The organism is Streptomyces sp. NPDC051214 (assembly GCF_040682375.1).
Classification (GTDB): Bacteria; Actinomycetota; Actinomycetes; order Streptomycetales; family Streptomycetaceae; genus Streptomyces.
This window is the reverse complement of record NZ_JBFBAT010000010.1, coordinates 115,634-142,003: the sequence shown is the minus strand read 5'-3', so window position 1 is coordinate 142,003 and position 26,370 is coordinate 115,634. Positions and strand designations below refer to the sequence as shown.

At 71.6% G+C, this 26,370-nt stretch carries 22 protein-coding genes; 16 read left to right on the top strand and 6 right to left on the bottom strand.

Annotated elements, in window-relative coordinates; all coding sequences use genetic code 11:
* Window positions 1-118: 118 nt before the first annotated feature.
* Window positions 119-1,501, bottom strand: a complete 1,383-nt coding sequence (locus AB0M70_RS26415; RefSeq protein WP_365823426.1) for an SWIM zinc finger family protein — start codon at window positions 1,499-1,501, stop codon at window positions 119-121.
* Between the two features lie 155 nt (window positions 1,502-1,656).
* Between AB0M70_RS26415 and AB0M70_RS26410 the strand changes: the two genes are divergently transcribed.
* From AB0M70_RS26410 to sucD, 7 genes are all read left to right on the top strand, one after another.
* Entirely contained in the window at window positions 1,657-2,835 is a 1,179-nt protein-coding gene (locus tag AB0M70_RS26410; RefSeq protein WP_365823424.1) for an AAA family ATPase, read from the top strand.
* A 96-nt stretch (window positions 2,836-2,931) separates the two neighbouring features.
* Window positions 2,932-5,373: a DUF5682 family protein gene (locus tag AB0M70_RS26405; RefSeq protein ID WP_365823422.1), complete on the top strand. Its 2,442-nt coding sequence runs from the start codon at window positions 2,932-2,934 to the stop codon at window positions 5,371-5,373.
* A 41-nt stretch (window positions 5,374-5,414) separates the two neighbouring features.
* Window positions 5,415-6,593, top strand: a complete 1,179-nt coding sequence (locus AB0M70_RS26400) for a VWA domain-containing protein (protein WP_365823420.1) — start codon at window positions 5,415-5,417, stop codon at window positions 6,591-6,593.
* A gap of 107 nt (window positions 6,594-6,700) precedes the next feature.
* Entirely contained in the window at window positions 6,701-7,639 is a 939-nt protein-coding gene (locus AB0M70_RS26395) for a hypothetical protein (protein WP_365823418.1), read from the top strand.
* A 120-nt stretch (window positions 7,640-7,759) separates the two neighbouring features.
* Window positions 7,760-8,689: a hypothetical protein gene (locus AB0M70_RS26390; protein WP_365823416.1), complete on the top strand. Its 930-nt coding sequence runs from the start codon at window positions 7,760-7,762 to the stop codon at window positions 8,687-8,689.
* A 356-nt stretch (window positions 8,690-9,045) separates the two neighbouring features.
* Window positions 9,046-10,224, top strand: coding sequence for an ADP-forming succinate--CoA ligase subunit beta (gene sucC, locus AB0M70_RS26385; protein ID WP_365823414.1), 1,179 nt, complete (start codon window positions 9,046-9,048; stop codon window positions 10,222-10,224).
* Window positions 10,225-10,246: 22 nt separating this feature from the next.
* A complete protein-coding gene (gene sucD / locus AB0M70_RS26380) occupies window positions 10,247-11,131 on the top strand; it encodes a succinate--CoA ligase subunit alpha (protein WP_160506736.1) in 885 nt (294 codons plus the stop codon).
* Window positions 11,132-11,342: 211 nt separating this feature from the next.
* Here sucD and AB0M70_RS26375 read toward each other — a convergent pair whose 3' ends face one another.
* Window positions 11,343-12,578, bottom strand: a complete 1,236-nt coding sequence (locus AB0M70_RS26375) for a helix-turn-helix domain-containing protein (protein WP_365823411.1) — start codon at window positions 12,576-12,578, stop codon at window positions 11,343-11,345.
* A gap of 150 nt (window positions 12,579-12,728) precedes the next feature.
* Between AB0M70_RS26375 and AB0M70_RS26370 the strand changes: the two genes are divergently transcribed.
* Entirely contained in the window at window positions 12,729-14,321 is a 1,593-nt protein-coding gene (locus AB0M70_RS26370) for a DUF6350 family protein (protein ID WP_365823409.1), read from the top strand.
* 556 nt (window positions 14,322-14,877) lie between these two features.
* Here AB0M70_RS26370 and AB0M70_RS26365 read toward each other — a convergent pair.
* On the bottom strand, window positions 14,878-15,708 hold the full coding sequence (locus AB0M70_RS26365) for a hypothetical protein (protein WP_365823407.1): 831 nt from the start codon (window positions 15,706-15,708) through the stop codon (window positions 14,878-14,880).
* 253 nt (window positions 15,709-15,961) lie between these two features.
* On the opposite strand from AB0M70_RS26365, the gene purN reads away from it, so the two are divergent.
* Both purN and purH read left to right on the top strand, forming a co-directional pair.
* Window positions 15,962-16,591, top strand: a complete 630-nt coding sequence (purN, locus tag AB0M70_RS26360) for a phosphoribosylglycinamide formyltransferase (RefSeq protein ID WP_365823405.1) — start codon at window positions 15,962-15,964, stop codon at window positions 16,589-16,591.
* Window positions 16,588-18,180: a bifunctional phosphoribosylaminoimidazolecarboxamide formyltransferase/IMP cyclohydrolase gene (gene purH / locus AB0M70_RS26355; protein ID WP_365823403.1), complete on the top strand. Its 1,593-nt coding sequence runs from the start codon at window positions 16,588-16,590 to the stop codon at window positions 18,178-18,180. The genes purN and purH overlap by 4 nt, the downstream gene beginning before the upstream one ends.
* 97 nt (window positions 18,181-18,277) lie before the next feature.
* Here purH and AB0M70_RS26350 read toward each other — a convergent pair whose 3' ends face one another.
* Window positions 18,278-18,901, bottom strand: a complete 624-nt coding sequence (locus tag AB0M70_RS26350) for a hypothetical protein (protein WP_365823401.1) — start codon at window positions 18,899-18,901, stop codon at window positions 18,278-18,280.
* Between the two features lie 266 nt (window positions 18,902-19,167).
* On the opposite strand from AB0M70_RS26350, the gene AB0M70_RS26345 reads away from it, so the two are divergent.
* Window positions 19,168-20,040 (top strand): bifunctional methylenetetrahydrofolate dehydrogenase/methenyltetrahydrofolate cyclohydrolase, encoded by an 873-nt coding sequence (locus tag AB0M70_RS26345; RefSeq protein WP_365823399.1) that lies wholly within the window; start codon window positions 19,168-19,170, stop codon window positions 20,038-20,040.
* Between the two features lie 19 nt (window positions 20,041-20,059).
* Window positions 20,060-20,578, top strand: a complete 519-nt coding sequence (locus AB0M70_RS26340) for a DUF3017 domain-containing protein (protein ID WP_365823397.1) — start codon at window positions 20,060-20,062, stop codon at window positions 20,576-20,578.
* Window positions 20,579-20,651: 73 nt separating this feature from the next.
* Here AB0M70_RS26340 and AB0M70_RS26335 read toward each other — a convergent pair whose 3' ends face one another.
* Window positions 20,652-21,014: a peptidoglycan-binding domain-containing protein gene (locus AB0M70_RS26335; protein WP_365823395.1), complete on the bottom strand. Its 363-nt coding sequence runs from the start codon at window positions 21,012-21,014 to the stop codon at window positions 20,652-20,654.
* Between the two features lie 249 nt (window positions 21,015-21,263).
* Here AB0M70_RS26335 and AB0M70_RS26330 point away from each other — a divergent pair, with 249 nt between their 5' ends.
* From AB0M70_RS26330 to AB0M70_RS26320, 3 genes are all read left to right on the top strand, one after another.
* Window positions 21,264-22,418, top strand: a complete 1,155-nt coding sequence (locus AB0M70_RS26330; RefSeq protein ID WP_365823393.1) for a sensor histidine kinase — start codon at window positions 21,264-21,266, stop codon at window positions 22,416-22,418.
* Window positions 22,419-23,102, top strand: coding sequence for a response regulator transcription factor (locus AB0M70_RS26325; protein ID WP_365823391.1), 684 nt, complete (start codon window positions 22,419-22,421; stop codon window positions 23,100-23,102). It abuts the gene before it with no gap.
* 281 nt (window positions 23,103-23,383) lie between these two features.
* A complete protein-coding gene (locus AB0M70_RS26320) occupies window positions 23,384-23,887 on the top strand; it encodes a helix-turn-helix transcriptional regulator (RefSeq protein ID WP_365823389.1) in 504 nt (167 codons plus the stop codon).
* A 65-nt stretch (window positions 23,888-23,952) separates the two neighbouring features.
* Here the strand turns inward: AB0M70_RS26320 and AB0M70_RS26315 are convergent, their stop codons facing one another.
* Window positions 23,953-24,498: a peptidoglycan-binding domain-containing protein gene (locus tag AB0M70_RS26315; RefSeq protein WP_365823387.1), complete on the bottom strand. Its 546-nt coding sequence runs from the start codon at window positions 24,496-24,498 to the stop codon at window positions 23,953-23,955.
* Between the two features lie 354 nt (window positions 24,499-24,852).
* Here AB0M70_RS26315 and AB0M70_RS26310 point away from each other — a divergent pair, with 354 nt between their 5' ends.
* Window positions 24,853-25,968, top strand: coding sequence for an XRE family transcriptional regulator (locus AB0M70_RS26310; protein WP_365823385.1), 1,116 nt, complete (start codon window positions 24,853-24,855; stop codon window positions 25,966-25,968).
* Window positions 25,969-26,370: the final 402 nt, after the last annotated feature.

Here is a 26,370-nt window from a genome sequence, read left to right as displayed (position 1 = left end):
TCACGAAGCTCGCGTTGTGCGCGTCGCTCGCCTGGCTCGCGGGTTTCGCATCCTTCGGGTCTTCGTCCGGCGGTGCCGCCTTGGATCTGCCGGGTTCCGCTGATCTGCCGGAGCGAGGTCAGCACAGGGCGACTGCCTCTCCCGCTCCGCGCGGCCAGGCAGTCAGAGGGGTGAAGCCCTCGTGACCACACTCGCCGAAGACCGTCACCGGAGCGCCTCCGGAAAGTGCCACCAGCCGCCACAGGCCCGCTCGGGACGCGGCGGAAGGGGTGATCGGCAGCGCCATGTCGCCTTCCGCATCCACCAGTTGCCAGCCGTCGGATGCGGGCCCCGGGTGTGGGGTCGGTATGACGTCGCTCAACGTCACCGGCCAGGAATCCAGCCAGGGGTCGTCCCGCAGCATGTCCCCGTAGCGACGCGCGGCCTGTTCCGTTCGCACGCCCGGCGGCCGAACGGTGGTCGGCGCGGGAGCACCGAACTGCTCGCCCAGGTCGGCCCGCAACTGCCCGGCACCCGGATACGAGGCCAGCTCGGCGTCCAGCGCGAGGCCCACCGGGAGCGCCAGGGCAGGTGCGCGTCCGGCGGCTCCGTACGAAAGGAGCAGGGCCGTCCGTCCAGACTCCGTGCCGTACAGCCATATCCGGCGGGTGGTGAGCTTGCTGTCCGCCGTGTCGTACTGCGCGAGCACCAGCCACTGGTCCCGCGCCGGCGGGCCCTGCGCCGGGGTGGGCAGGCCGATACGGGAACGGACCGTGGCCGCCAAGGGCTCAGGCAGCCGCTCGCGGTGCAGCCAGCCCTGGTCCAGGAGGTGCAGGAGCGCGCACTCCTCCAGCATCCGTACCGGCCAGCCGGGACCCGAGGACGGTATGGCACCCAACTCCCGCACGCGCGAGGCCAGACCAGGCGCCTGGGCGTCCACCATGCGGGCGGCCGTCTCCTCCCACAGGCCGTACCCCGTCTGCTCAGCGGCGGCTATGCCGCCCCGCAGCAGATCGGAGAGGCGCTGCTCCAGCTCCGTCACCCCCGCCGTGACCCGCTCGGCCCGGCGCTCCGCCCGGCGGCGTGCGCCCTCGGGATCGGCGACCGGCGAGCCCGGCCCGGTGTCCGGGGCCCGCTTCGTCTCCGCTCTCTTGCGCCGCCCCGCCAGCCACTCCTCGGCCCACTCCGGCGGCTGTGCGTCCGGCACCGCACCGACCGAGCCGTCCTCGCCCGACCAGAGCAGCAGCAGCCCGAGCGCGTGTTTGCACGGGAACTTGCGGCTCGGACAACTGCACTTGTACGCCGGGCCCGCGGCGCCGGTGATGTCCGCGATGTCGACGATCGTCTGATACGGCTTGCTGCCACTGCCCTTGCACAGTCCCCACACCGCCCCCTCGCCCGAACTGCCCGCCTCCGACCATGGGCCGGCGACGCCGAGTTTGCTTCCCGCCTTGCGTGACGGGACGTCAGGCGCCAGTGCCAGCACCTGATCCGCCGTCCAGCGCACCCCCTGCTGAGTCATGTCATCGAAGGTAGATCCCGCCACTGACAATCGATCTCGCGATCGGTATTCGTGCAGGTCAGAGGCGTGCAAGGGTCGATTGTCAGTGGCGTGGTGCACGGTGGGAACCACATCCGGGCCAGATGCGCCCGGACGAGTTGGAGGGGGATCGCTCCATGACCGTGTCCGTCGACTCGACGACCTCGTCGACCGAGAACCAGCCCGCGTCCACGACCGCCGCGTCCGCTGCATCCACGGCCGCGCCCGCGGGGGACGCGGAGGCGCTGCGGCCGCACGCCGAGCAGGCGTTCGCCGCCGAACTGGCCGCGCTCGCCGCGCAGGACGACCGGCCAAGGCCCGCCCGCTGGCGGCTCTCGCCCTGGGCGGTCGCGACGTATCTGCTCGGTGGCACGCTGCCCGACGGGACGGTGATCTCGCCGAAGTACGTGGGGCCGCGCCGGATCGTCGAGGTCGCCGTCACCACCCTCGCCACGGACCGTGCCCTGCTCCTGCTCGGCGTGCCCGGCACCGCGAAGACCTGGGTGTCCGAGCATCTGGCGGCCGCCGTCAGCGGGGACTCGACGCTGCTCGTGCAGGGCACGGCCGGCACGCCGGAGGAGGCGATCCGGTACGGCTGGAACTACGCGCAGCTGCTCGCGCACGGCCCAAGCCGCGACGCGCTCGTGCCGAGTCCCGTCATGCGGGCCATGGCCGACGGCATGACGGCGCGGGTCGAGGAGCTGACCCGCATTCCCGCGGACGTACAGGACACGCTGATCACGATCCTGTCGGAGAAGACGCTCCCCATACCGGAGTTGGGCCAGGAGGTGCAGGCCGTGCGCGGCTTCAACCTCATCGCCACGGCCAACAACCGCGACCGCGGGGTCAACGACCTGTCGAGCGCGCTGCGCCGCCGCTTCAACACGGTGGTCCTTCCGCTGCCCGAGACCGCGGAAGCCGAGGTCGACATCGTGTCGCGGCGCGTCGACCAGATCGGGCGCTCGCTCGACCTGCCGTCCGGGCCCGAGGGGATCGACGAGATACGCCGCGTCGTCACCGTCTTCCGCGAGCTGCGGGACGGGGTGACGGCCGACGGGCGCACGAAGGTGAAGTCGCCGAGCGGCACGCTCTCGACGGCTGAGGCGATCTCCGTGGTGACCAACGGCCTCGCCCTGGCTGCCCACTTCGGGGACGGCGTGCTGCGGCCGGGGGATGTCGCGGCGGGCATCCTCGGCGCGGTCGTCCGTGACCCGGCGGCGGACCGGGTGATCTGGCAGGAGTACCTGGAGGCGGTGGTGCGTGAGCGTGACGGTTGGAAGGACTTCTACCGCGCGTGCCGTGAGGTGAGCGCGTGACGAACGGGGGCGTGGGCGTGGCTGTGGGTGTCGGTGTGACGGTGGCTGGTTCGCGGGTGACGGGGAGGAGCGGACATGAGCGGCGAGGTGCGGGGGATGACGACACGGGCTGGCGAGGGGCCTTTGCTGCTGGGAGTGAGGCATCACGGGCCGGGTTCGGCGCGTGCGGTGCGGGCCGCGCTTGAGGCGGGTGCGCCGCGTGTGGTGTTGATCGAGGGTCCGCCGGAAGCCGACGCGCTGGTGGCGCTCGCGGCGGACGAGGGGATGCGGCCGCCGGTCGCGCTGCTCGCGCATGTGGTCGACGAGCCGGGCCGCTCGGCGTTCTGGCCGCTGGCGGAGTTCTCGCCGGAGTGGGTGGCGATCAAGTGGGCCGCGGGGGCGGGGGTCCCGGTCCGGTTCATGGATCTTCCGGCGGCGCATTCGCTGGCGCGGGCCGAGGGGGCGCAGGACGCCGCGGAGGGGGAACCGGGCGAACCCGGGGACGCGGGAGCCGCGGGGGACGCGGATGTCGACGCGGTGCGGATCGATCCGCTGGCGGTGCTCGCCGAGGCCGCCGGGTACGACGATCCGGAGCGGTGGTGGGAGGACGTCGTCGAGCACCGGCACGGAGGCGGGGACGCGTTCGCGCCGTTCGACGCGCTGGGCGAGGCCATGGGGGCGCTGCGCGAGGAGTACGGGACGGGCGGGCACGACCGCGATCTGGTGCGCGAGGCGTACATGCGCATTCAAGTGCGGGTGGCGCAGCGGGAGTTCGGGGCGGCCGACGTCGCGGTCGTGTGCGGGGCCTGGCATGTGCCCGCGCTGCGGCAGAAGGTGACGGCCGCTGCGGACCGGGCGCTGCTCAAGGGGCTGCCGAAGGTGAAGGTCGACATGACCTGGGTGCCCTGGACGCACCGCCGCCTCTCCCGGGCCAGCGGATACGGCGCGGGAATCGCTTCGCCGGGTTGGTACGGGCATCTGTTCGGCGCGCCCGACCGGCCCGTCGAGCGCTGGCTGACCAAGGTCGCGCGGCTCCTGCGGGACGAGGACAGGATGGTGTCGTCCGCGCATGTCATCGAGGCGGTGCGGCTCGCGGACACGCTCGCCGTGATGCGGGGGCGCCCGCTGCCGGGGCTCACCGAGACGACGGACGCGATCCGGGCGGTGATGTGCGAGGGGTCGGACGTGCCGCTCTCCCTCGTGCACGACAAGCTCGTCGTCGGGGATGTCCTGGGGGAGGTGCCGGACTCCGCGCCGGCGGTGCCGTTGCAGCGGGATCTCACGCGGCTCCAGCGAAAACTCCGGCTCAAGCCCGAGGCGCTCGAGCGGGAGTTGGAGCTCGACCTGCGCAAGGACACGGACGCGGCGCGCAGCAGGCTGCTGCATCGCCTGCGGCTGCTCGGCATCGGCTGGGGCGAGCCCGTGGAGTCGCGGGGGAGCACGGGGACGTTCCGGGAGACGTGGCGGCTGCGGTGGGAGCCGGAGCTTTCCGTGCGGGTGGCGGAGGCGGGGGTCTGGGGGACGACCGTGTTGGCTTCGGCCACCGCGCGGGCGGAGTCCGATGCCGTCGGGGCCGGGGCGCTGTCCGATGTCACGGCGCTGGCCGAGCGGTGTCTGCTGGCCGAGTTGCCGGACGCGCTGCCCGTGGTGATGCGGGTCCTCGCGGACCGGGCGGCGCTGGACGCGGATGTCGGGCATCTGGCGCAGGCGTTGCCCGCGTTGGTGCGGTCGCTTCGGTACGGGGATGTGCGGGGCACGGACACCGTTGCCCTCGGTGAGGTGGCCGTGGGCCTGGCCGAGCGGGTGTTCGTCGGGCTGCCGCCAGCGTGCGCGGGACTCGACGGGGACGCGGCGCTCGAGATGCGGGGGCATGTGGACGCCGTGCACCAGGCGGTGGGCCTGCTGGGGGAGCTGGGCGAAGGCCGGGCGGGTGCGGGGGAGGCGGGGGTGCGGCCGACCCCGCTCGGGGCCGGTATGCGGGGTCGCTGGTACTCCGTTCTGCGAGTGCTCGGGGAGCGGGAGAGCATTGCGGGGGTGGTCCGTGGGCTGTGCGTGCGCATCCTCACGGACAGCGGGGAGTTGGCCGAGGACGAAACCGCCCGGCTCATGGGGCTCGCCCTGTCACGGGGGACCGAGCCCGCCGAAGCAGCGGCCTGGATCGAGGGCTTCGTGGGAGGCGGCTCGGGCGGCGGGATGTTGCTCGTGCACGACGAGCGGCTGCTCGGTCTGGTCGACGCCTGGCTGACCGGGGTCCCCGACCGCGCCTTCACCGACGTACTCCCACTGCTGCGGCGCACCTTCTCGGCGTACGAACCGGGGGTACGGCGGACGCTGGGTGAATTGGTGCGACGCGGCCCGGCGACGGGCGGCGCCGCGACCCTCGCCGGCGGGATACCCGGCTTCGGGGCGGAGTTGGACGGGGAGCGTGCGGACGCGGTTCTGCCGGTGCTGCGTCTGTTGCTGGGGGAGGGGGCCGGGGCTGGGTCCGGCGCCGATGGCGGGCCTGAGGGCGGACTTGGGGCCGATGACGGTATCGATCTTGTGGGGGTGAGCCGATGACGCAGGACGTCGCTCAAGGCAGGTCAGGGGGCGCTGAGGCCATGACGGGCGGGGATGCGGCCGGGGAGCGGATGCGGCGGTGGCGGCTTGTGTTGGGTGGGGGCGAGGGCGAGGGGACCGGGTGTGAGCTCGCCAGGCGGGACGCGGCGATGGACGGGGCGCTCGGGGCTTTGTACGGGGGAGAGGGAAGGGACGGAGGGAAGAGGGAGCGGTCGCGGGAGCGGTCGGCGGGGCTCGGGGCGTCCGCGCCGTCCGTGTCGCGTTGGCTCGGGGACATCCGGAAGTACTTCCCCACGTCCGTCGTCCAGGTGATGCAGCGCGACGCCATCGAGCGGCTCGGTCTGTCGACGCTGCTCCTGGAGCCAGAGATGCTGGAGGCCGTGGAAGCCGACGTACACCTGGTGGGGACGCTTCTCTCCCTCAACAAGGCCATGCCGGAGACCACGAAGGAGACCGCGCGGGCCGTCGTGCGCAAGGTGGTCGAGGACCTCGAGAAGCGGCTCGCCACGCGCACCCGCGCCACCCTCACCGGCGCCCTCGACCGCAGCGCCCGGGTCAGCAGGCCGCGCCATCACGACATCGACTGGAACCGCACGATCGCGGCCAACCTCAAGAACTACCTGCCGGAGTACAAGACGATCGTGCCCGAGCGCCTCATCGGGTACGGACGGGCAGCGCAGTCCGTGAAGAAGGAGGTCATCCTCTGCATCGACCAGTCGGGCTCGATGGCCGCGTCCGTCGTCTATGCCTCGGTGTTCGGTGCCGTGCTCGGTTCGATGCGGTCGCTCAACACACGGCTCGTCGTCTTCGACACGAACGTCGTCGATCTGACCGATCAGCTCGACGATCCGGTGGATGTGCTGTTCGGCACGCAGTTGGGGGGCGGTACCGACATCAACCGGGCGCTCGCCTACTGCCAGTCGCAGATCACCCGGCCCGCCGACACCATCGTCGTCCTCATCAGCGACCTCTACGAAGGGGGCATACGCAACGAGATGCTGAAGCGGGTCGCGGCGATGAAGGCGTCCGGCGTGCAGTTCGTGACGCTGCTCGCGCTCTCCGACGAGGGGACGCCCGCGTACGACCGTGAACACGCGGCGGCGCTCTCGGCGTTGGACGCACCGGCCTTCGCCTGCACCCCCGACCTCTTCCCGGAGGTGATGGCAGCGGCGATCGAGAAGCGTCCTCTGCCCATACCGGACATGAATACGCATCGGTAACAGGGGGCTTGCGCGAGGGCGGGCAGCCCGTGCGAGGATCGGCGGGCTTCACTCCCGGAGCGAACGCCGTCCGGGAACTCCCGGCCCAGCAGAGGAACCTTCTCGTCTTGACTCCCGCAGCAGTCGTTCTGCCCGATGCCGCTGTGCGCGTGACGCGCGCCGTGGCCGGGCGGCGTGCGCTGCAAGTGGTGCTGTTGCTGGTCGGGTTGCTCGCGCTGGGATTTCTGTGCGGTGAGCGCGCGCAGGCGGCGGATGGCGTGCCGGTCCCGGAACGTGTGGAGTCGGTGCGGTCTGCGGAACCGGTTCGGTCTGCGGAGCCGGTTCGGTCTGCGGAACCGGCTCGGGAGCGGGTGGCCGAGGCCGCTCGGGGCGGGCGCGACGCCGTGCGTCATGCTGCGGCCGAGCCCGTCGTGGAGCCTGTGGTCGAAGCCGCCGAGCCCGTGGTGCGGGGCGCCGCGCGGGGTGTTGTGCGGCCGGTCGTGGACGGGGTCACCGGAGTCGTCGAGGGTGCGCCGCAGCGGGTCCTCCCCGAAGCTCCCGGGATGCCGGGCGCGCCCGATTTGCCTGGCGTTCCCGGCGTGCCCGGCGTGCCCGGCGTGCCCGGTGTTCCAGAGCTGCCGCAGCCCGGCGCTGGCTCCGGCACGGGCGACGGCGAAGGTGGCGGTTCCGAGCCCCAGGTTCCCAATGCCGGGCAGGGCGAGGCGGCTTCCGCGAAGCACGTGACGCGGGGCGAGTCCTCGTACGGAACAGGTGCCCGCGCCCGCACTCTCCCCCTGCCCCTTCCCCTGGCCCTGCCCCTCACCTACGCGCATACCGGCGACGCGAACCGGACCGGGCAGGAGCCGTTCCCGTCCGTGCCCGGTGATCCCGCGCGGACGCTGGGCGGGCAGTCGGCCGGTGACGGCAGTTCGTTGCGCCACGGTGATCCGTGTGCCGCCTCGTCCGACAGCCGTGCGCCCGTGCGGCTTCTGCGGGGCGTCGAAGCCGCTCAGGTTTCCGCGCCGGTCCTCGAACGACACCGGGACATTCCCGAATTCCCTGGCTAGGGCAGCCCTTTCCCTGCGAAGACCTGCCGCGCGGGGGTGGCAAAGGTCTGCCCGCCGACCGGACGTACGTACGCCTCCAGGTCGGATTCACAGCCAGAATTCGAAGGATCTGAAGCACGCATGAACAAGAACATCCGTCGTTCCATCGTCATAGCCGCCGGTGTCACGGGTGCCTGGGCACTCGGTTCCGCCGTGGCCAGCGCGGACGAACTGCCGCAGCACTCCGTCGCCCTGCCGGACAACACCTTCGACGCGGTCGACGCGGTCGACGCGGTCGACGACGTCAAGGCCGAGGCTGAGTCCACCGTCGCCGAGGCGAAGTCCACCGTCACCGAAGCGAAGACCGAAGCGAAGCCCGCCACCCAAAAGGCCGCAGAGCAGATCAAGACCCCCGAGGTCAGCACCCCGGACGTCAGCACCCCCGAAGACTCCGTCGACTACCTTTTCGGTCCCCTCTCCGCCTTCGCACCGGAGGTCGAGGCCGCCGCGACCAAGGCTCCCGAGACCGCCACGCGGACCGCCGCCCCGATCGTCGACGAGACCGCCACGGCCGTGCTGCCGCCGGTCGCCGCCACCGCGGTCGACGGTGTCGTGCCGGTCGCAGGGCAGGCGGTCGGCGACGCCGGATACCTGGCGCAGGGTGTGGTCGGCGACGTCCAGCCGTTCGCCGGTGGGATCGTCGGCGAGGTCCCGCCGTTCGCGCAGGGTGTCGTCGGCGACGACGTGCGGCCCTTCGCGGGCGGAGTCGTCGGCTCGGTCTCGCCGCTCGTGCGGACCGTCACCGACCAGGTGCGGCCGGTCGTGCAGGGCGTCGGCGGCAGCGCGGGCGAGCTCGCGTACGGCGTCACGAGCGACGTCCAGCCGTTCGCCGGCGGGGTCGTCGGCCAGGTCTCGCCGTTCGCGCAGGACCTGACGGGCACCGTCGCCCCCGACGCGCAGGCCCTCGCCGGGAACGCCGTCTCCGGCGTCCAGGGCGTGGCCGGCTCGGTCACCCCGGATTACCTGCCGACGTACGAGCAGGCGTACAACGCCACGACGTACGCATTCTGACATGCGAGCCGTCTGACGTGCGAGCCGTCTGACACGTACGCCCTCGGCCACCTGAAGAACAAAGCTGTACCAGTCGTAACAGCAGCAAACGGGCGGCCCCTGTCACCTCAGGGGCCGCCCGCTCCGTTCCCGGGCCCGTGATCTGTGACAGTCATCACCGCCCAAATGTGATCTGCGATTTAGGGACCTACGGCCCACGGCGATAACCTGCGAGACGGACATGCCGCGTACCGGACTCCGTCCTACGCCTCCCTTGTGACAGCGCAGTCACGTTGCCCTCCGCGGCACGCCCACGCAGACAGCTGACCACAAAGCAGCGAGATCGCAGCGAGATCACGGAAAAGGGACGGACGCGCGTGGACCTGTTCGAGTACCAGGCGAGGGACCTCTTCGCCAAGCACGGTGTACCGGTGCTGGCCGGTGAAGTCATCGACACGCCTGAGGCGGCGCGCGAGGCCACCGAGAAGCTGGGCGGCAAGTCGGTCGTCAAGGCCCAGGTGAAGGTCGGTGGCCGCGGCAAGGCCGGCGGCGTGAAGCTGGCCGCCAACCCGGATGAGGCCGTCGCTCGCGCGACGGACATCCTCGGGATGGACATCAAGGGCCACACGGTCCACAAGGTGATGATCGCCGAGCTGTCCCCGGAGATCGAGGCGGAGTACTACGTCTCGTACCTCCTCGACCGCACCAACCGCACCTTCCTCGCCATGGCGTCGGTGCAGGGCGGCATGGACATCGAGGAGGTCGCGGAGAAGACCCCCGAGGCCCTCGCGAAGGTCCCGGTCAACGCCGTCGAGGGCGTGAACATCGAGAAGGCCCGCGAGATCGTGGCCCAGGCGAAGTTCCCGGCCGACGTGGCCGAGGGTGTCGCCGAGGCCATGGTGACCCTGTGGGACACCTTCGTCGCCGAGGACGCGCTCCTCGTCGAGGTCAACCCCCTCGTCAAGACCAAGGACGGCCGCATCCTGGCCCTGGACGGCAAGGTCTCGCTCGACGAGAACGCCGACTTCCGCCAGGCCGACCACGAGGCGCTCGAGGACAAGGACGCAGCCAACCCGCTCGAGGCTGCCGCCAAGGCCAAGAACCTCAACTACGTGAAGCTCGACGGCGAGGTCGGCATCATCGGCAACGGTGCCGGTCTGGTCATGTCGACGCTGGACGTCGTCGCGTACGCCGGTGAGAACCACGGCGGCGTGAAGCCGGCCAACTTCCTCGACATCGGTGGCGGCGCCTCCGCCGAGGTCATGGCGAACGGCCTGGAGATCATCCTGGGCGACTCGGACGTCAAGTCCGTCTTCGTCAACGTCTTCGGTGGCATCACCGCGTGCGACGAGGTCGCCAACGGCATCGTGCAGGCCCTCGAGCTGCTCGCCTCGAAGGGCGAGAAGGTCGAGAAGCCGCTGGTCGTGCGCCTCGACGGCAACAACGCGGAGCTGGGTCGCAAGATCCTGAGCGACGCCAACCACCCGCTCGTGCAGCGCGTGGACACCATGGACGGCGCGGCCGACAAGGCCGCCGAGCTCGCGGCTGCGAAGTAAGGGAAGAGGTTAAGACACCACCATGGCTATCTTCCTCAACAAGGACAGCAAGGTCATCGTCCAGGGCATGACCGGTGCCACGGGCATGAAGCACACCAAGCTCATGCTGGGTGACGGCACCAACATCGTCGGCGGCGTGAACCCGCGCAAGGCGGGCACGAAGGTCGACTTCGACGGCACCGAGGTACCGGTCTTCGGCTCGGTCAAGGAGGCCATGGAGGCCACGGGCGCCAACGTGTCCGTCCTCTTCGTGCCGCCGGCCTTCTCCAAGGCCGCCGTCGTCGAGGCGATCGACGCCGAGATCCCCCTCGCGGTCGTCATCACCGAGGGCATCGCCGTCCACGACTCCGCCGCCTTCTGGGCGTACGCGAAGTCGAAGGGCAACAAGACCCGCATCATCGGCCCGAACTGCCCCGGTCTCATCACCCCGGGTCAGTCGAACGCCGGCATCATCCCGGGCGACATCACGAAGCCGGGCCGTATCGGCCTGGTCTCGAAGTCCGGCACGCTGACGTACCAGATGATGTACGAGCTCCGTGACATCGGCTTCTCCTCGGCCGTCGGCATCGGTGGCGACCCCGTCATCGGTACGACGCACATCGACGCGCTCGAGGCGTTCGAGGCCGACCCCGACACTGACCTGATCGTCATGATCGGCGAGATCGGCGGTGACGCGGAGGAGCGTGCGGCGGACTACATCAAGGCCAACGTGACGAAGCCGGTCGTCGGTTACGTCGCCGGCTTCACCGCGCCCGAGGGCAAGACCATGGGCCACGCCGGTGCCATCGTTTCTGGCTCCTCCGGTACGGCTGCCGCCAAGAAGGAAGCGCTTGAGGCTGCGGGTGTGAAGGTGGGTAAGACTCCTACCGAGACGGCGAAGCTTGCGCGGGCGATTCTGGCCGGCTGAAGCTTTTGAGCTTTTGAGCTTTGAAGGTGGGCCCGCATCTCCCTTGCGCGAGATGGGGGCCCACCTTTTTTGTCTGCGGGCTCGCTGTGGCTGGTCGCGCAGTTCCCCGCGCCCCTGAAAGACTGCGCCGTTCCCCGCGCCCCTGAAAGCGTGCGCTAGCCCCCGTGCCCCTGAAAGATTGCGCCGTTCCCCGCGCCCCTTTCGGGGCTTCTCATCTCGCCAGGGGTGTCAGTTTTTCTGGGCCGCTGGACAAGTCCTCGCGGAGTTTCTTGTGGAGGAGTTGGTCCGCGTAGGTCAGGTGGGCGGGGCCCATGTGTGGGGGGATGTCGTTGATGGCCTTGCCCGGGGATTGTGGGGGTTCGTAGTGGGTGGGGGCCGATCTCAGGGTGAGGGCCGTCGCGCCGACGATCAGGGCCGTGAAGGCGATCGCCGCGCGGGTCCAGAAGCGGGCGCGGTGTTCGCTGCCGGTGCGTACCCGGGCCGCGTTCGGCGGCCGTAGTTTCTCCGCGCCGCACAGTTCGCCGAGGCGCTGGTGCAGGGCTTCGGGGGTCGACGCCTGGTCGGGGAGTTTCTCGGCGATCACCTCGCGCGCGTTCAGCAGCCGGTTGGCCGTCGCGGGCGTGCTCGCCTCCGTCTCGGCCGCGGTGTCCGGCAGGTCGAGGCCGACGCCGTCGTAGAGCAGGAGGGTGCGGCGCTGCGCGGGCGGCAGGCTCATCAGAACCTTCAGGAAGGCGCGGTCGGCCGCCTCGGCAGGTGGGGCGTCGGGGTGCCGGTGGGTGGGGCGCAGCCGGTGCCAGGGGGACATCGCGTACTCGTACGCCGCCGCCCGCACCCAGCCCGCCGGGTCGCGGTCCACGGCGACCTCGGGCCAGCGCTGCCAGGCGAGCTGGAAGGCGCGTTCCACCGATTCCTGGGCGAGGGTGCGGCGGCCGGTGAGGAGATAGGTCTGGCGTACGAGGCCGGGGGCGCAGGTCACGCAGAGCGTGTCGAAGGCTTCGGCGGGGGTGGTGGCTCCCGCGCGGGGCCCGGACGGATCGGGCCCGGCCGCGGACGGAGCGGCGGGCGGTGTCCGCACCACCGGGTCGGGTCGGGTGTGGCCGTTCATCGCCGCGCCCACCGGGATGCGCGCGGGGGACTTGCCGTCCTTGGCGTCGATGGCGGGGGGCGCGTCCCGGGCCCAGCTGGGGCGCCGTACGGAACGCTCGCCCGCGCGCTCGCCGGTGAGCTCGCCCGCGACGGTCCGCTCGTTCGCGAGCTCGGCGAGCAGCCTCGCGTAGATGTCACGCTTGCGGCCGCGCGGCTTCGAGCGGCCGGCCTCCCAGGAGCGGACCGTCTCCCGGGTGACGCCCACCCGGGCGGCGATCTCGGCCTGGCTCAGGGACTTCGCCTCGCGCAGACGTCGGCGTTCCTTGGGGGACGGCAACGGTGTGGCAGGGCTCTGGGTCATGTCGGACTCTCCGCGCCGTGGGCCGTGGGCGTTCGTGCGGCGGGCAGGCGGGCGCGGCCGGTCCGTCGTACGAAAAAGTACATAAACGTATCTTGTGCGACACATCGGGTATTCGCCTGTTACAGGGAGAAAGCGCGTGTCGTTGGGAGCATGGCCGGTGTGACTCACCTCACCGACCGCAGCTCCCCGTTGCCGCCCCTCAAGACGCTCGTCGAACGGTTCCGGGACCGCTCACCCGGACTGGCGACGTGCCTGTTCGGCGGTGCTGTCGCGGCCGGGCTCGGCCTGGGCTCGTGCGCCGTCCTGGTGATGGTCCTCTGGATCAGCTCGCCCTATCCCGACAGCGGGCCCGACGGAGCGCTGCATGTCGCTGCCGCGGTGTGGCTGATCGCCCACGGCACGGAGCTGATCCGTACGGACACGGTCTCCGGGGCCCCGGCGCCGGTCGGCGTCACGCCGCTGCTCCTGATGGTGCTGCCGGGCTGGCTCGCGCACCGCGCCGCGCGGGACGCGGCGGACCCTCAGGAGCGCGGCATGGCGCCGCGGACCGCGTGGTGCGGGGTGGTCGGCGGCTATCTGCTGGTCGGCGCCGCCGCGACGCTGTACGCGGCCGGGGGCGAGCTGCGGCCGTCGTGGCCGAGCGCGGTGCTGCACCTGCCGATGGTCGTGACCTGTGCGGCGGCGGTGGGGGTGTGGACCGCGGTCGGACGGCCCCGGAAGCCGCTGCCGGGTGTGGTGCGGGGCGGTCTGCACGCGCTGCCCGCGGCGGTACGTCCCTTCCTCGTACGCCGACACGTCCGCGCCGTCACGCGGGCCGCGTCGGCCGGGGCGGTGGTGCTGGTCGGCGGGGGAGCGCTGCTGGTCGCGGTGTCGCTCGCGCTGCACGGCGGCCTGGCGAGGGCGTCGTTCGCGCAGGTCACGGACGTGTGGTCGGGGCGTTTCGCGGTGCTGCTGCTCGCCATGGCGCTGGTGCCGAACGCGGCCGTGTGGGGCGCGGCGTACGGCCTCGGCCCCGGCTTCGCGCTCGGCACGGGGAGTGTGGCGGGGCCGCTCGCCGTGAGCCAGGCCCCGATGCTGCCGGAGTTCCCGCTGCTCGCGGCGGTGCCTGCGCAGGGGCCCGGTACGCCGTGGACGTGGGCCGTGGGTGCGGTGCCGGTGGCCGGGGGGCTCGCCCTCGCGTGGTTCACGGCGGGGGCGGCGGCGCCTGTCCGCGGCGAGCGGGGCGAGGCGTGGACCCGGAGCCGGACGGCGCTGGTCGCCGTGGCGGCGGCGGCGCTGTGCGGGGTGTTCATGGCGGGGCTCGCGGCGCTGGCGGGCGGCCCGATGGGGGTGGCCGTCCTGGCCGAGTTCGGGCCGGTGTGGTGGCAGACGGGGGCGGCGGCGCTGGGGTGGACGGTGGTGGTGGGCGTGCCGTTCGCGTTGGCGGTACGGTCCTGGCGCCTGCGGACGCGCAGGGCCACGCCTCGCCTGCCGTGGCTCCGGTTGCCGAAGCCGCGGGTCCCTCAGCTGCGGCTGCGGGCTCCTCATCTACGGCTGCCTCGCCTTCCCCGCCGCCGGGAGCCGCAGCCGCCGGCGCCTTCGCCCGCACCGGATCCGTACGAGCCGTTCGAGCCGTACGACTTCTTGCCGCGGTCGCCTGCGGCGGGGCCGGGACCGGTGGAGGGCTGGCACGACGAGGCGTCCCGCGAGGCGCGGTGGGCCGCCCTGCGGGACGCCGGCGTTGAGCGGCCGCCGGGAGCTTGAGGGGCGGCGCCTTGCAGTCGCCCCCGCCAAAAACCGCCGCTTCGCGGCAAAAGCTTTCCCACCCACCCGCCCGTTACCCGGCGGGGCCATCGAGTGGGGGGGCGGGAAGAACCGCCGGGGGCTTGAAAGTGCTGGCGGTCCGTTGCCCCTGCGGGGGCGGGCAGCCCAGGCCCTGGGGGCGTCGCCCTGCTGCTGCGCTTGTCGACAAGCTGCCGCTTCGCGGCACAAGCTTTCCCGCCCACCCGCCCGGCACCCCGCGGGGCCATCGAGTCGGTGGGCGGGAAGAACCGCCGGGGGCTTGAAAGCGCTAGCGGTCCGTCTCCCGCCGGCGGTCGTTGCCCCTGCGGGGAGCGGCAGCCCAGGACGCTGAGGCGTCGGCCTGCCGCTGCGCTTGTCGACGGACCGCCGCTTCGCGGCACAAGCTTTCCCGCCCGCCCGCCCGTTACCCCGCAGGGCGATCGGGTGGGTGGGTGGGAGAAATTCGCCGCGAAGCGGCGCTCAGCGCACGCGCCGCGGAGCCAGGGCGGATTGACCGCCCGAGGCCCCCGGCCAGGAGTCAGTCCCGCTCCCCCAGCAACGGCCGCAGCTGCTTCGGCAGGAGGTCGTTGCATTCCTGTTTCGACTGGCTTGTCAGGGCGTCGCTCACGCATGTGTAGTAGTCGCGGTACACCAGCTGTGCCGCGAACGTCGCCGCCACCATCGCGAGCGCGAGCGACGCCGTCACCAGGCCGCTGACCGCCGCCGTGGTCTGCGGCTTCGTGCCCGTGGGGTCGGCCGCCGGCTGCTGCGGGGCCGGTGCCGTCGGATCCGGCTGCTTCGGCTTCGACCGCAGCGAGCTGATGCCCCAGTGCAGCGCGAGCGCGCCCAGGAGCAGGGCCACGTACCGCCAGCCGAAGAGGGCGAAGAAGAAGGCCCACATGCCGGAGAGCAGGGCGTACCGAGCGCGGCGCTGGGCGGGATCGGTCGGGTCCCAGCGCATGCCGGAGCCGGGCCCGGAGCTTCCGTCGGGACCCTGGCCGCCGCCCTCCTTGCCGGGGCGCTCGCCGAAGCCGCCGCCCTGGGAGCGGCCGGGCTGCCGGTCGCTCCACTGGCTGCCCCAGGGGGAACGGCCCTTGCCGTCGGGGCTGTCGCCGCCGTTGCCGGGGCGGGGCCGCCACGGCTGGTCCGGGGTCCCCTCCGGCGGCGGCGCGAAGGGATTGTCGTCCTTCGAGGACCCGGAGTCGCCCGAGCCGCCCGAGCCGCCCGCGGAATCGGACCCTCCGGAGCCCTGGGAGTCCTGCGGCGGGGACGACGGGCGGCCGTCGCGCAGCAGCGTCGAGCCGCGCCCCCCTGCGTGCGTCAGTCCGAACGCGAGGGACAGCGGAAGGCGGAGGCTACGGTCCGGCATCAGGTGTGCGTCTTCCCCTTGGTCGATCGAGCGTGTCGAGTCAGTGCGTCGAGCGAGCTTCTGGACGGTGTGACGTCATGTGACGTCTTGGTGCAGACGCTACCTTCCGGCCGCGCCCCCGTCCCGTGAGGGGCCGCACCGTGTGCCGGTATCGTTGCTGACGGTCGGCCGCTTCGTAGAGTTCCCCGTATTGGAAGATGCGAAGCCTTTGTACGACCCTACAAAGACGCACCTCCCCAGAAAGGGCCCCGCTGTGGCCAAGAGCCCTGTGGCCAAGCGCCTGGTCGTGCTGGTCTCCGGATCAGGCACGAATCTGCAGGCTCTGCTCGACAAGATCGCGACGGACGGGACGGCCGGCTACGGCGCCGAGATCGTCGCCGTCGGCGCCGACCGCGACGGCATCGCGGGGCTCGAACGCGCCGAGCAGGCCGGGATTCCCACCTTCGTCTGCCGGGTGAAGGACCACGGGACCCGCGCCGAGTGGGACAAGGCGCTCGCCGAGGCGACCGCCTCGTACGCGCCCGATCTGGTCGTGTCGGCCGGGTTCATGAAGATCGTGGGGAAGGAATTCCTCGCTCTGTTCGGCGGCCGGTTCGTCAACACGCACCCCGCCCTGCTGCCCAGCTTCCCCGGGGCCCACGGCGTACGCGACGCGCTCGCGTACGGCGCGAAGGTCACGGGATGCACCGTCCACTTCGTCGACGACGGCGTCGACACCGGCCCGATCATCGCCCAGGGCGTGGTCCCGGTCGGGGATGAGGACGACGAGAGCGCTCTGCACGAGCGCATCAAGGAAGTCGAGCGAAGGCTGCTCGTCGATGTCGTGGGGCGTCTGGCCCGTAACGGCTACCGCATTGAGGGACGAAAGGTACTTATCCCGTGACCGCCGAAGGTACGCACGGCTCGCAGCGCCCGATCAAGCGCGCGCTCATCAGCGTCTATGACAAGACCGGGCTCGAGGAGCTCGCGCGCGGGCTGCACGAGGCCGGCGTCGAGCTCGTCTCGACCGGTTCGACCGCCGCGAAGATCGCCGCCACCGGGGTGCCCGTCACCAAGGTCGAGGAGCTCACCGGCTTCCCCGAGTGCCTGGACGGCCGGGTCAAGACGCTGCACCCGCGCGTGCACGCCGGGATCCTCGCCGACCTGCGCCTGGCGAACCACCAGCGCCAGCTCGCCGAGCTCGGCATCGAGCCGTTCCAGCTGGTCGTCGTGAACCTCTACCCCTTCAAGGCGACCGTCGCGTCCGGCGCGACGCCCGACGAGTGCGTGGAGCAGATCGACATCGGCGGCCCCTCGATGGTCCGCGCCGCCGCCAAGAACCACCCCTCGGTGTCGGTCATCACGAGCCCCGACCGGTACACCGACGTCCTCGCCGCCGTCCGTGACGGCGGGTTCGACCTGACCGCGCGCAAGCGCCTCGCCGCCGAAGCGTTCCGTCACACCGCGGAGTACGACCTCGCGGTCGCCTCGTGGTTCGCTGACGCCCGCGGCGGAGCCGCTGATGAACACAGCGCGGCCGACAGTACGGACTTCCCCGAGTTCCTCGGCAGCGCGTACGCCCGCAAGAACGTCCTGCGCTACGGCGAGAACCCGCACCAGGGCGCCGCCCTCTACGTCGACGGCAATGGCGGCCTCGCCGAGGCCGAGCAGCTGCACGGCAAGGAGATGTCGTACAACAACTACACGGACACGGACGCCGCGCGCCGTGCCGCGTACGACCACGACGACCCCTGCGTCGCGATCATCAAGCACGCCAACCCGTGCGGCATCGCGATCGGCGCGAACGTCGCCGAGGCGCACCGCAAGGCGCACGCCTGCGACCCGCTCTCCGCGTTCGGCGGCGTGATCGCCGTCAACCGCCCGGTCTCCAAGGAGATGGCCGAGCAGGTCGCCGACATCTTCACCGAGGTCATCGTCGCGCCCGAGTACGAGGACGGCGCGCTCGAGGTCCTCACCAAGAAGAAGAACATCCGCGTCCTGCGCGCCCACCAGGCCCCGGCCAACACGGTGGAGGTCAAGCAGATCGACGGCGGCGCGCTCCTCCAGGTCACCGACCGCCTCCAGGGCGAGGGCGACAACCCCGCCAACTGGACGCTCGCCACGGGTGATGCCCTGAACGCGGGCGAGCTCGCCGAGCTGGCCTTCGCCTGGAAGGCGTCGCGCGCGGTGAAGTCCAACGCGATCCTGCTGGCCAAGGACGGCGCGTCGGTCGGCGTCGGCATGGGTCAGGTCAACCGCGTCGACTCCGCGAAGCTCGCCGTCGAGCGGGCGGGCGAGGAGCGCGCGCACGGTGCGTACGCCGCGTCGGACGCGTTCTTCCCGTTCCCCGACGGCCTGGAGATCCTGACGGCCGCGGGCGTCAAGGCCGTGGTGCAGCCGGGCGGTTCGGTCCGCGACGAGCTGGTCGTCGAGGCCGCGAAGAAGGCGGGCGTGACGATGTACTTCACGGGCACGCGCCACTTCTTCCACTGAGCCGCCTAGCGGCGTCCGGTGCGCGTACGACGGTGGCCGCGCCCTTCCTCCGGGAAGGGCGCGGCCACCGTCAGTGCCCTGTGCAGGGCCAAGTCGCTCAGTAGCGCGGGCGGTTGAACCACGCGGTGCCGCTCGGCACGACCGGGGCGATCGTGATGATGACGGCGAAGGTGACCCAGATCAGCGGGCCGATGATGGCAGTCGCGAGACCGGAGTCGAGGCCGACGAAGAGGCCGATCAGGCCGACGATGCCGCCGAGCGCGCCGTAGACGACCGTGGTGATCCGCACACCCTGGCCACCGCGGCTGAACTTCACGCCGAGCATGATGGAGAGCACCGCGAGGCCACCGGCGATCAGCGCGCCGATGATCGCGATACCGGCCACGGCGTCCCCGGCCTCACCCATGCCGCTGAGGCCCAGGTCCTCGCCGCTGTCGCCGGCGTCGCTGGCGATCGCACCCACGTACAGGTAGATGATCGCGAAGAGGATCTGCACGGCCGAGATCAGGAACAGGAAGACGCGCGCCGTCACCAGGAGCCCCGGCATCGACTGCTGCATCATGTTGCCGCCCGGGTAGCCGGGGTACGCCGGCTGCTGCGGGTAGCCGTAACCCTGCTGCGGCGGGACGCCGGGCGGGGCCTGGGGGTAGCCGTATCCGGGAGCGGCCGGGGGCTGCTGGGGCGGCTGCCCGTAAGGGTTGTTCGGGTCGCCGTAACTCATGGCGGTCTTCCTCCGTCGGGTAGTGCGGGGACGACGCGGCACATCACGGAGGAAAGTTCTACAGATGCGGTCCGTCCCCCCGACACTGCCCGCGGCACTGTGCCGCATATCGTTCTTTAGGCCAGGCTTATTTGTCCAGCCGCATTCCCTATGCGTTGTGCAAGTGCAACAGAGCTGGTCAGGTCTCGGGACACAGCTGAGACACAGTCGGCCCGCGCGGGCGACCTGATTGGTACCGGGCGGGTCTCATCCGGGAAGATGGAGTCATGACCGCCCAGATTCTCGATGGCAAGGCCACCGCAGCCGCGATCAAGTCCGAACTGACCGCCCGCGTGGCGGCCCTGAAGGAGAGGGGCTTCACGCCCGGCCTCGGGACTGTCCTGGTCGGTGACGACCCGGGCAGCCAGAAGTACGTCGCCGGCAAGCACCGCGACTGTGCGCAGGTCGGCATCGCCTCCATCCAGCGCGAGCTGCCCGCGACCGCGACGCAGGAGGAGATCGAGGCCGTCGTCCGCGAGCTCAACGAAGACCCGGAGTGCACCGGCTACATCGTGCAGCTCCCGCTCCCCAAGGGCATCGACGAGAACCGCGTCCTGGAGCTGATGGACCCGGACAAGGACGCCGACGGCCTGCACCCGATGAACCTCGGCCGCCTCGTCCTGAACGAGCCCGCGCCGCTGCCCTGCACGCCCAACGGCGTGATCACGCTGCTCCGCCAGCACGGCGTCGAGATCAACGGCGCCGAGGTCGTGGTCGTCGGCCGCGGGGTCACGATCGGCCGCTCCATGCCGCTCCTGCTCACCCGCCGCTCGGAGAACGCGACGGTGACGCAGTGCCACACCGGTACGCGCGACCTGGCCTTCCACCTCCAGAAGGCCGACATCATCGTGGCCGCCGCGGGCGTGCCGCACCTCATCAAGCCCGAGGACGTGAAGCCGGGCGCCGCGATCCTGGACGTCGGCGTCTCGCGCGACGAGACCGGCAAGATCGTCGGCGACGTGCACCCGGGCGTGCGCGAGGTCGCCGGGTGGATCTCGCCGAACCCCGGCGGCGTCGGCCCGATGACCCGTGCCCAGCTGCTCGTCAACGTCGTCGAGGCGGCCGAGCGCGCCGCGACCGCGACCGCTGCCGCGAGCTGAACCGGGAAGGGGTGAGCCCATGAGCGCCGAACCTGATCAAGGGGCGTCACCGGCCGATGTCACCGAGGGCGATGTCACGGAGGCCGAGGCCGTGGAGGACGCCGAGGCCAAGGGTGCCGTCAGCGCTCCCGGCCCCGACGGGCCGAAGAAGACCACGCGGCGCTTTCCGCTCCTGACCCGCGACACCGCGCGGCCCGAGGGCGGCGGCCGGGCCGCGGGCGGCGACGCCCCCGCGCCCGCCCGGCAGTGGCCGCTGCTCACCGTGCTGTCGATGGTGGGGCTCGGGCTGCTGCTCACGGCCTTCGACGTGTTCCGCGTCGGCACGATACTGATCGGCCTCGCGCTGATCACGGGCGCCGTCATGCGGTGGGCGCTGCCCGGCGTCGGCATGCTGGCGGTGCGGTCGCGCTTCACGGACATGGTCACGTACGGCGCGCTCGGCGTCGTCATCGTGCTGCTCGCGCTGATGGCGCAGCCGAATCCCTGGCTGCAACTTCCGTTCCTGGGCGACGCGTTGCATCGGACGATCGACACCTAGGCGGCACGCGAACGTGACGGTGGCCCGTCCTCTCCCCCGGGGAGGACGGGCCACCGTCTTGCGTGGGGCTGCCTCAGCAGCCGGGGTTCTTCAGGGCACGCCAGGTGTTCTTGCCGACGATCCCGTCGTCCTTCAGGTTGCAGTACTTCTGCTGGAACTTGATGACGGCCTTCCTGGTGTCCTTGCCGAAGTCGCCGTCGACCCCGCTCGGACCGACGCTGAAGCGCCAGTGCTTCAGCAGGCACTGGGCCTGCTTCACGGCCTTGCCCTGGCTGCCGAGGCTGATCTCCGGTGTGGCGGAGGTGTAGTTGCAGCCGTACTCCCCCCTGGTGCCCACGGAGCCGGCGTCCGAGGCCACGGCGGCCGTCGGCACGATGGCTACGCTGCCCAGTGCCGCGGTGGCGAACAGGAGGCCGATGCGCTTACGGGTGATCATGGTTCCCCTTTCGTGGCCGCGAGCCGGGTCCCCCCGTTGGGTCCCCCGACGGCCCGCGATCCGTGGCGCCGGTGGTCGGCCGGTGCCGTGGTGCTGGAGCAAGAAGTTACGGAGACGGGGCGGGGGAGTCGTCCCGTGCAGGGTTGAGCTTTGCGCGCACCCCGTGGAGTACCGCCGCGGTTCCTGCAACTCTCGCTGTACCGCCGTAGTTTGACGTTGCGGTGCCCGCACCGGGGCTACGCTGCGGCGATGCGGATTCGTCCCCTCGTCGCCGATACGTCGATCGCGGTCGCCCTGACCACGGTCGCCGTGCTCCTCGGGCAGGAGTCGACGCGGCAGGGGTGGCCCGAACTCGACGCGTGGGGATACGTGTTGGTGGCCTTGGTGAACGTACCGATTGCCGCCCGCAGCAAGGCACCGCTCACCGTCCTCCTCGCCGTGCACCTGGCATGGATCGTGTACGTCACCGCCGGCTACTGGCCGGTGGTGAACACCTTCGGCCCCATGCTCGCCGTCTACACGGTCGCCGCCCTGAGACCCCCGCGCACCTCCCTGCCCTGCGCCGCCCTGATGAGCGCCGTCTGGATCTACTCGGGCATGGTGAGCGAAGGCGCGGCCATGGCCTCCGTGGTCGGGCAGGCCATCGGCTTCCCCGTGGTGATCTGGCGGTTCGGGCACGTCGCGCGCCGGTCCGCCGAACTGGCCCGGCAGCTGAAGCGCGAGCAGGACGAGCGGGCGCGGCGCGAGGTGGCCGAGGAACGCGGGCGCATAGCGAGGGAGTTGCACGACGTCGTCGCCCACCACATGTCGGTGATATCCGTGCAGGCGGGCCTCGCCAAGTTCGTCTTCGCCTCGGACCCGGCCACCGCCCACGCCGCGCTCTCCACCATCTCCGGCACCAGCGGCGAGGCGCTTGAGGAGCTGCGCCGCATGCTGCGGGTGCTGCGGGCGCGGGAGGAGGACGACGGCGCGCCCGACGCCCCGATGCCGGGCCTCGCGCGGCTCGGCGAGATGGTCGAGCGGGTGCGGGCCGGGGGAGTCGACGTGGAGCTGCGCGTGGCGGGCACCCCGCGGCAGCTCGCCCCCGGGGTCGAACTCTGCGCGTACCGCGTGGTCCAGGAGGCGCTGACCAACGTACTGAAGCACGCGCACGGCGCCGCGACGGTGGTCGAACTGCGCTATCGGCCCCACCATGTGACGGTTTCGGTCACCGATGACGGGGAGGGGGTGATTCCGGACAGAGTGGGCACAGGGAGCGGCCATGGGTTGATTGGGATGCGGGAGCGGGCCAAGCTCTACGGCGGGACGATCAGCATCGGCCCGCGGAGCGAGGGAGGGTTCGCCGTGCGACTGACCCTGCCGACTTCCGCGCAGGCCGCACCGCAGGGGGACGGCGCGACGTAGATGACCAGGGTGCTCGTGGTCGACGACCAGTTCCTCATCCGGGCCGGGCTTGTGGGCCTGCTGCGTGCCGCGCCCGGCATCGAGGTCGTCGGTGAGGCGGGTGACGGGGCGGAAGCCGTCGCGCTCGCCGCGACGACGCGGCCCGACGTGATCCTGATGGACATCCGCATGCCCGGCATGAGCGGCATCGTGGCCACCGAGAAGATCCTCGCCGAGGCGCCCGAACCGCCGCCGCGCGTCCTGGTGCTGACCACGTTCGACCTCGACGAGTACGTGTACGGGGCGCTGCGGGCCGGGGCTTCGGGCTTCCTGCTCAAGGACTCCGGGCCCGAGCGCCTGCTCGCGGCGGTGGCCGCCGTCGGAGGCGGTGACGCGCTCTTCGCGCCCAGTGTCACCTGCCGGCTCGTCGAGGCCTTCGCCCGGCAGGCCGGGGCCGCGTCCGACGACCGGGCCGAGCCGCCGCCGGACCTGCGGGCGCTGACCCTGCGCGAGGTCGAGGTCCTGAAGCTGATCGCCACCGGACTGTCCAACGCGGACATCGCCGACCGCCTCTACATCAGCGAGGCCACCGTCAAGACCCACCTCAACCGGACGATGTCCAAACTCGATCTGGACAGCAGGGCGCAGGCGGTGGTGGTGGCGTACGAGACGGGCCTCGTCACGCCGGGCGGCGGCGGTCGCTGAAGGGCGTCCGCGACCCGGAACAGGGGACGGCGCCCGTCCTCACCCCCGTGGGAGGACGGGCGCCGCCGGTCTGTGGGGGGCCGTGCCAACGGGAACCAGCGTCATGCCCCCGCCAATTCCGTTCAAGGGATGCCTTGCCCCTGTGGCACGGAGGTGACCATTCCGCAATGCTGTTCCCAGCCCGCAACAGGGTGCGAGGGGGTGTGACGGGGCGCGGAGGGAACCACTTCGGGTCGCCGGGCCGTCATGGGGGCAAACTGGGCACATGCTGGGGGTGAAGCATGAGTGCTGCCTGGCAGCCGCTTCCGGAGGCACTTCCGCCGGAGGTACGGCACTTCGTGGAGCAGCTGCGGCTGCTCAAGGACCGCACCGGCCTGAGCCTGATCGCGCTCGGCGAGGAGACGGCCTACAGCAAGTCCTCCTGGCAGCGCTACCTCAACGCACGGCAGCCGCCGCCCCGGCAGGCGGTCGCGGCACTGTGCCGGGTGGCGGGCGCGGACAGCGAACGGTACTGCGCGCGCTGGGAGTTGGCCGTCCGGGTGTGGCCGCGGGGCGCGGCACTCTCCGGTGCGAGATCCGCCCCGGAGGGTGCCGGGCCGCCCGCCGCGGGCGTCGTCCTGAGCAAGCAGGGCGAAGGCGTGGCCCCGGCGCCTGCACGGCCGCGCGGGTCGCGGCGGCCCTCGCGTGCCCGCTCGGCGTGGACATGGCGCTCCACCGTCGGCGTCACCGCCTTCCTCGTGCTCATGGTGCTGTTCGAGGGGCTGATGCGCTTCCTCATGCGTTAGGGCCGCCGTCGCCGGCGGCCCTGTGCGGGGGTGCGGGTACGGAACCCGGGACCGTGGGACTGGGATCAGCCGCGCCAGTTGTACGCGGCCTTCTTCCACTTGCCGTCGATCTTCACGTAGTACGTGCCGGAGAGGCGCTTGAAGCCGACGTCGTGCTGGTAGCCGCTGTAGGTGACGTGGCCGCCGCCGCTCGGGCCGTTCAGGAAGTCGTCCGCGACACCGAACGTCTCCTTGCCGACGATGCCGTCGACGTCCTCCACGTCCTCGCGCTGCTGCCAGTACTTGGTGGCCGACTCGGTCTTACGTCCGAAGCTGCCGTCGATGTCCCACTTCTTGAAGGTGTGCCGCTTGCCGTTGCTGTCCTTCCACTTGGCCCCGTCCGCGTACAGGACGTTCTGCCAGAGGCGGGTGGCGTTGCTGTTCGCGTGGCTGTGGCGGGACAGAGTGCCCTCGTCGCCCCAGTCGTTGTGCGCGGAACCCTTGCCGTCGACGACATGTGGCCCACTGGCCTGCGCGAGCGACGCGGTCCCGCCCAGCGCGATCGCCGCCCCCGCCGTCACGGCCCCCGCCGCGCCGAGCAGCCGCTTCGGCCTGCCCTTGCTGATGCGCATGTATTCCCCCTAGGTGCTGCGTTGACGTCTCCGATGCTCCCTCCCGGAGGCGATGCGCAAAAGGGTCAACCAGCACAATCGGGACGGTTTGGGACGTCCCAAGCCGCTACCAGGGGTTCCGCATCGTGGAGCGGGACAGCGATGGGACACTGGACGCAGGACCGCACGGAGTGCGACGGTGCACGCCCGTGGCCCGAACGCTCCCGTGCGCCCCCGGTCCGGGAACTGACATCCTGACTTTTGGCATCCCTCTGGGTAGCCCATGACAGGAACAGCGGGGGCTGCCTCATGGGCAGAGCGGGGGGAACCACGCGCGGGGGCACGTTGGCACGTACGGGGGGATGAGGGGGAGTAATGCCTCGTTGGAAGGCACTACCGGATGAGCTGGATCCGCAGGTCAGGGAGTTCGCGAGTCAGCTGCGCAGGCTCGTCGACCGCAGTGGTCTCAGCATTGCCGCGGTGTCGGACCGCACCGGGTACAGCAAGACCTCGTGGGAGCGGTATCTGAACGGGCGGCTGCTCGCCCCGAAGGGTGCGATCGTCGCGCTTGCCGAGGTGACAGGCACCAACCCGGTGCACCTCATCACCATGTGGGAACTCGCCGAGCGCGCCTGGAGCCGCTCCGAGATGCGGCACGACATGACCATGCAGGCGATCCGGATCTCCCAGGCGCGGGCCGCGCTCGGCGAGCTGGGCCCGAACCCGCCCAACGGCGGCAGCAAGGGCAAGGGCAAGGGGAACGGCGGTGCGGTGCGTGGCGGTGCCGCCGGTCCCGGTGCCGGAGTCGGCACCGGGATCGACTCCGCCGACCGCCCCGAGGGCCCCAGCCGTCCGGGTGGCAGCGTCACCGGGGTCGCGGGCCCCGCGGGTGTCTCTCCGGTGGTGCCCCCGCAGGCCCCGTCATACGCGGGCGGGGGCGGCGTCGCGGCGCCGCCCGGCCCGGCTCAGCCGGCCCGTGGCGGCGACTCGCCCGACCGGCAGCGGCGGCGCAGGAAGCTGACGATGTTCCTTGCGGGCGTCGTCGGGGCGCTCGTCGTCATAGCCGCCGCCGTCTTCCTGACCGACTTCGGCAAGGACGACAAGGGCAACGAAAGCGCCAAGCCGCCGGCCTCGCCCAGCACCAGCGACAAGGACCTGCCCGCGGGCGTCGAGTGCAGCGGCAAGAGCTGCACCGGCAAGGACCCCGAGACCATGGGCTGCGGCGGCGAGCTGGCCGCCACGACGACACGCGCGACGGTGGGCAAGGCCCTGATCGAGGTCCGCTACAGCAAGACGTGCGGTGCGGCGTGGGCGCGCATCACGCAGGCGGCGCCGGGCGACAAGGTCACGATCACCGGCGACGGCGCCAAGCAGAACGGCACCGTGAACGCGGACTTCGACGCGTACACACCGATGGTGGCCGTCAAGGACGGTGCCTCGGCGGAGGCGTGCGCGACCCTCAAGGCCGGCCAGACCGGCTGCACGAAGTAGCTGCACGAAGGAGCGGGCACGAAGCGGTGGGCACGCCGCGCGAAGTGCGCACACACGAAACCGGCCGCACCTGAATCAGGTGCGGCCGGTTTCGTGCTCGGGAGTGACCACCGGGGGGAGGTGGCGGCCGCCAACACAGGGGGGGGAGCGTGGCGGCCGCCTGGGGGTGTGACCACTCCCGTGGGGGTACTCGTGCGTGTGCCCTGACCTACGCACAACATGCCTGTCGATTCACGAGAAATTTTTCGGGAGCCTGTGAGCCGCTGTTTCCCGCCGGAAAATCACCCGTGAACAGCGAGGGTGGATCTTTGTGGGGTGGGCCACACCCTCCCGGGGTTCGGGGGTCGGCGGGGCGCGATAGCCTGAGCGGCGGATCTCTCTTGATGCCAAGAGATCGATCAT

Coding starts and splice junctions, on each gene's coding strand:
- AB0M70_RS26415 (WP_365823426.1), bottom strand. CDS start 1,501: ATGACTCAGCAGGGGGTGCGCTGGACGGCGGATCAGGTGCTGGCACTG.
- AB0M70_RS26410 (WP_365823424.1), top strand. CDS start 1,657: ATGACCGTGTCCGTCGACTCGACGACCTCGTCGACCGAGAACCAGCCC.
- AB0M70_RS26405 (WP_365823422.1), top strand. CDS start 2,932: ATGACGACACGGGCTGGCGAGGGGCCTTTGCTGCTGGGAGTGAGGCAT.
- AB0M70_RS26400 (WP_365823420.1), top strand. CDS start 5,415: ATGACGGGCGGGGATGCGGCCGGGGAGCGGATGCGGCGGTGGCGGCTT.
- AB0M70_RS26390 (WP_365823416.1), top strand. CDS start 7,760: ATGAACAAGAACATCCGTCGTTCCATCGTCATAGCCGCCGGTGTCACG.
- sucD (WP_160506736.1), top strand. CDS start 10,247: ATGGCTATCTTCCTCAACAAGGACAGCAAGGTCATCGTCCAGGGCATG.
- AB0M70_RS26375 (WP_365823411.1), bottom strand. CDS start 12,578: ATGACCCAGAGCCCTGCCACACCGTTGCCGTCCCCCAAGGAACGCCGA.
- AB0M70_RS26370 (WP_365823409.1), top strand. CDS start 12,729: ATGGCCGGTGTGACTCACCTCACCGACCGCAGCTCCCCGTTGCCGCCC.
- AB0M70_RS26365 (WP_365823407.1), bottom strand. CDS start 15,708: ATGCCGGACCGTAGCCTCCGCCTTCCGCTGTCCCTCGCGTTCGGACTG.
- AB0M70_RS26350 (WP_365823401.1), bottom strand. CDS start 18,901: ATGAGTTACGGCGACCCGAACAACCCTTACGGGCAGCCGCCCCAGCAG.
- AB0M70_RS26345 (WP_365823399.1), top strand. CDS start 19,168: ATGACCGCCCAGATTCTCGATGGCAAGGCCACCGCAGCCGCGATCAAG.
- AB0M70_RS26340 (WP_365823397.1), top strand. CDS start 20,060: ATGAGCGCCGAACCTGATCAAGGGGCGTCACCGGCCGATGTCACCGAG.
- AB0M70_RS26335 (WP_365823395.1), bottom strand. CDS start 21,014: ATGATCACCCGTAAGCGCATCGGCCTCCTGTTCGCCACCGCGGCACTG.
- AB0M70_RS26330 (WP_365823393.1), top strand. CDS start 21,264: ATGCGGATTCGTCCCCTCGTCGCCGATACGTCGATCGCGGTCGCCCTG.
- AB0M70_RS26325 (WP_365823391.1), top strand. CDS start 22,419: ATGACCAGGGTGCTCGTGGTCGACGACCAGTTCCTCATCCGGGCCGGG.
- AB0M70_RS26320 (WP_365823389.1), top strand. CDS start 23,384: ATGAGTGCTGCCTGGCAGCCGCTTCCGGAGGCACTTCCGCCGGAGGTA.
- AB0M70_RS26315 (WP_365823387.1), bottom strand. CDS start 24,498: ATGCGCATCAGCAAGGGCAGGCCGAAGCGGCTGCTCGGCGCGGCGGGG.
- AB0M70_RS26310 (WP_365823385.1), top strand. CDS start 24,853: ATGCCTCGTTGGAAGGCACTACCGGATGAGCTGGATCCGCAGGTCAGG.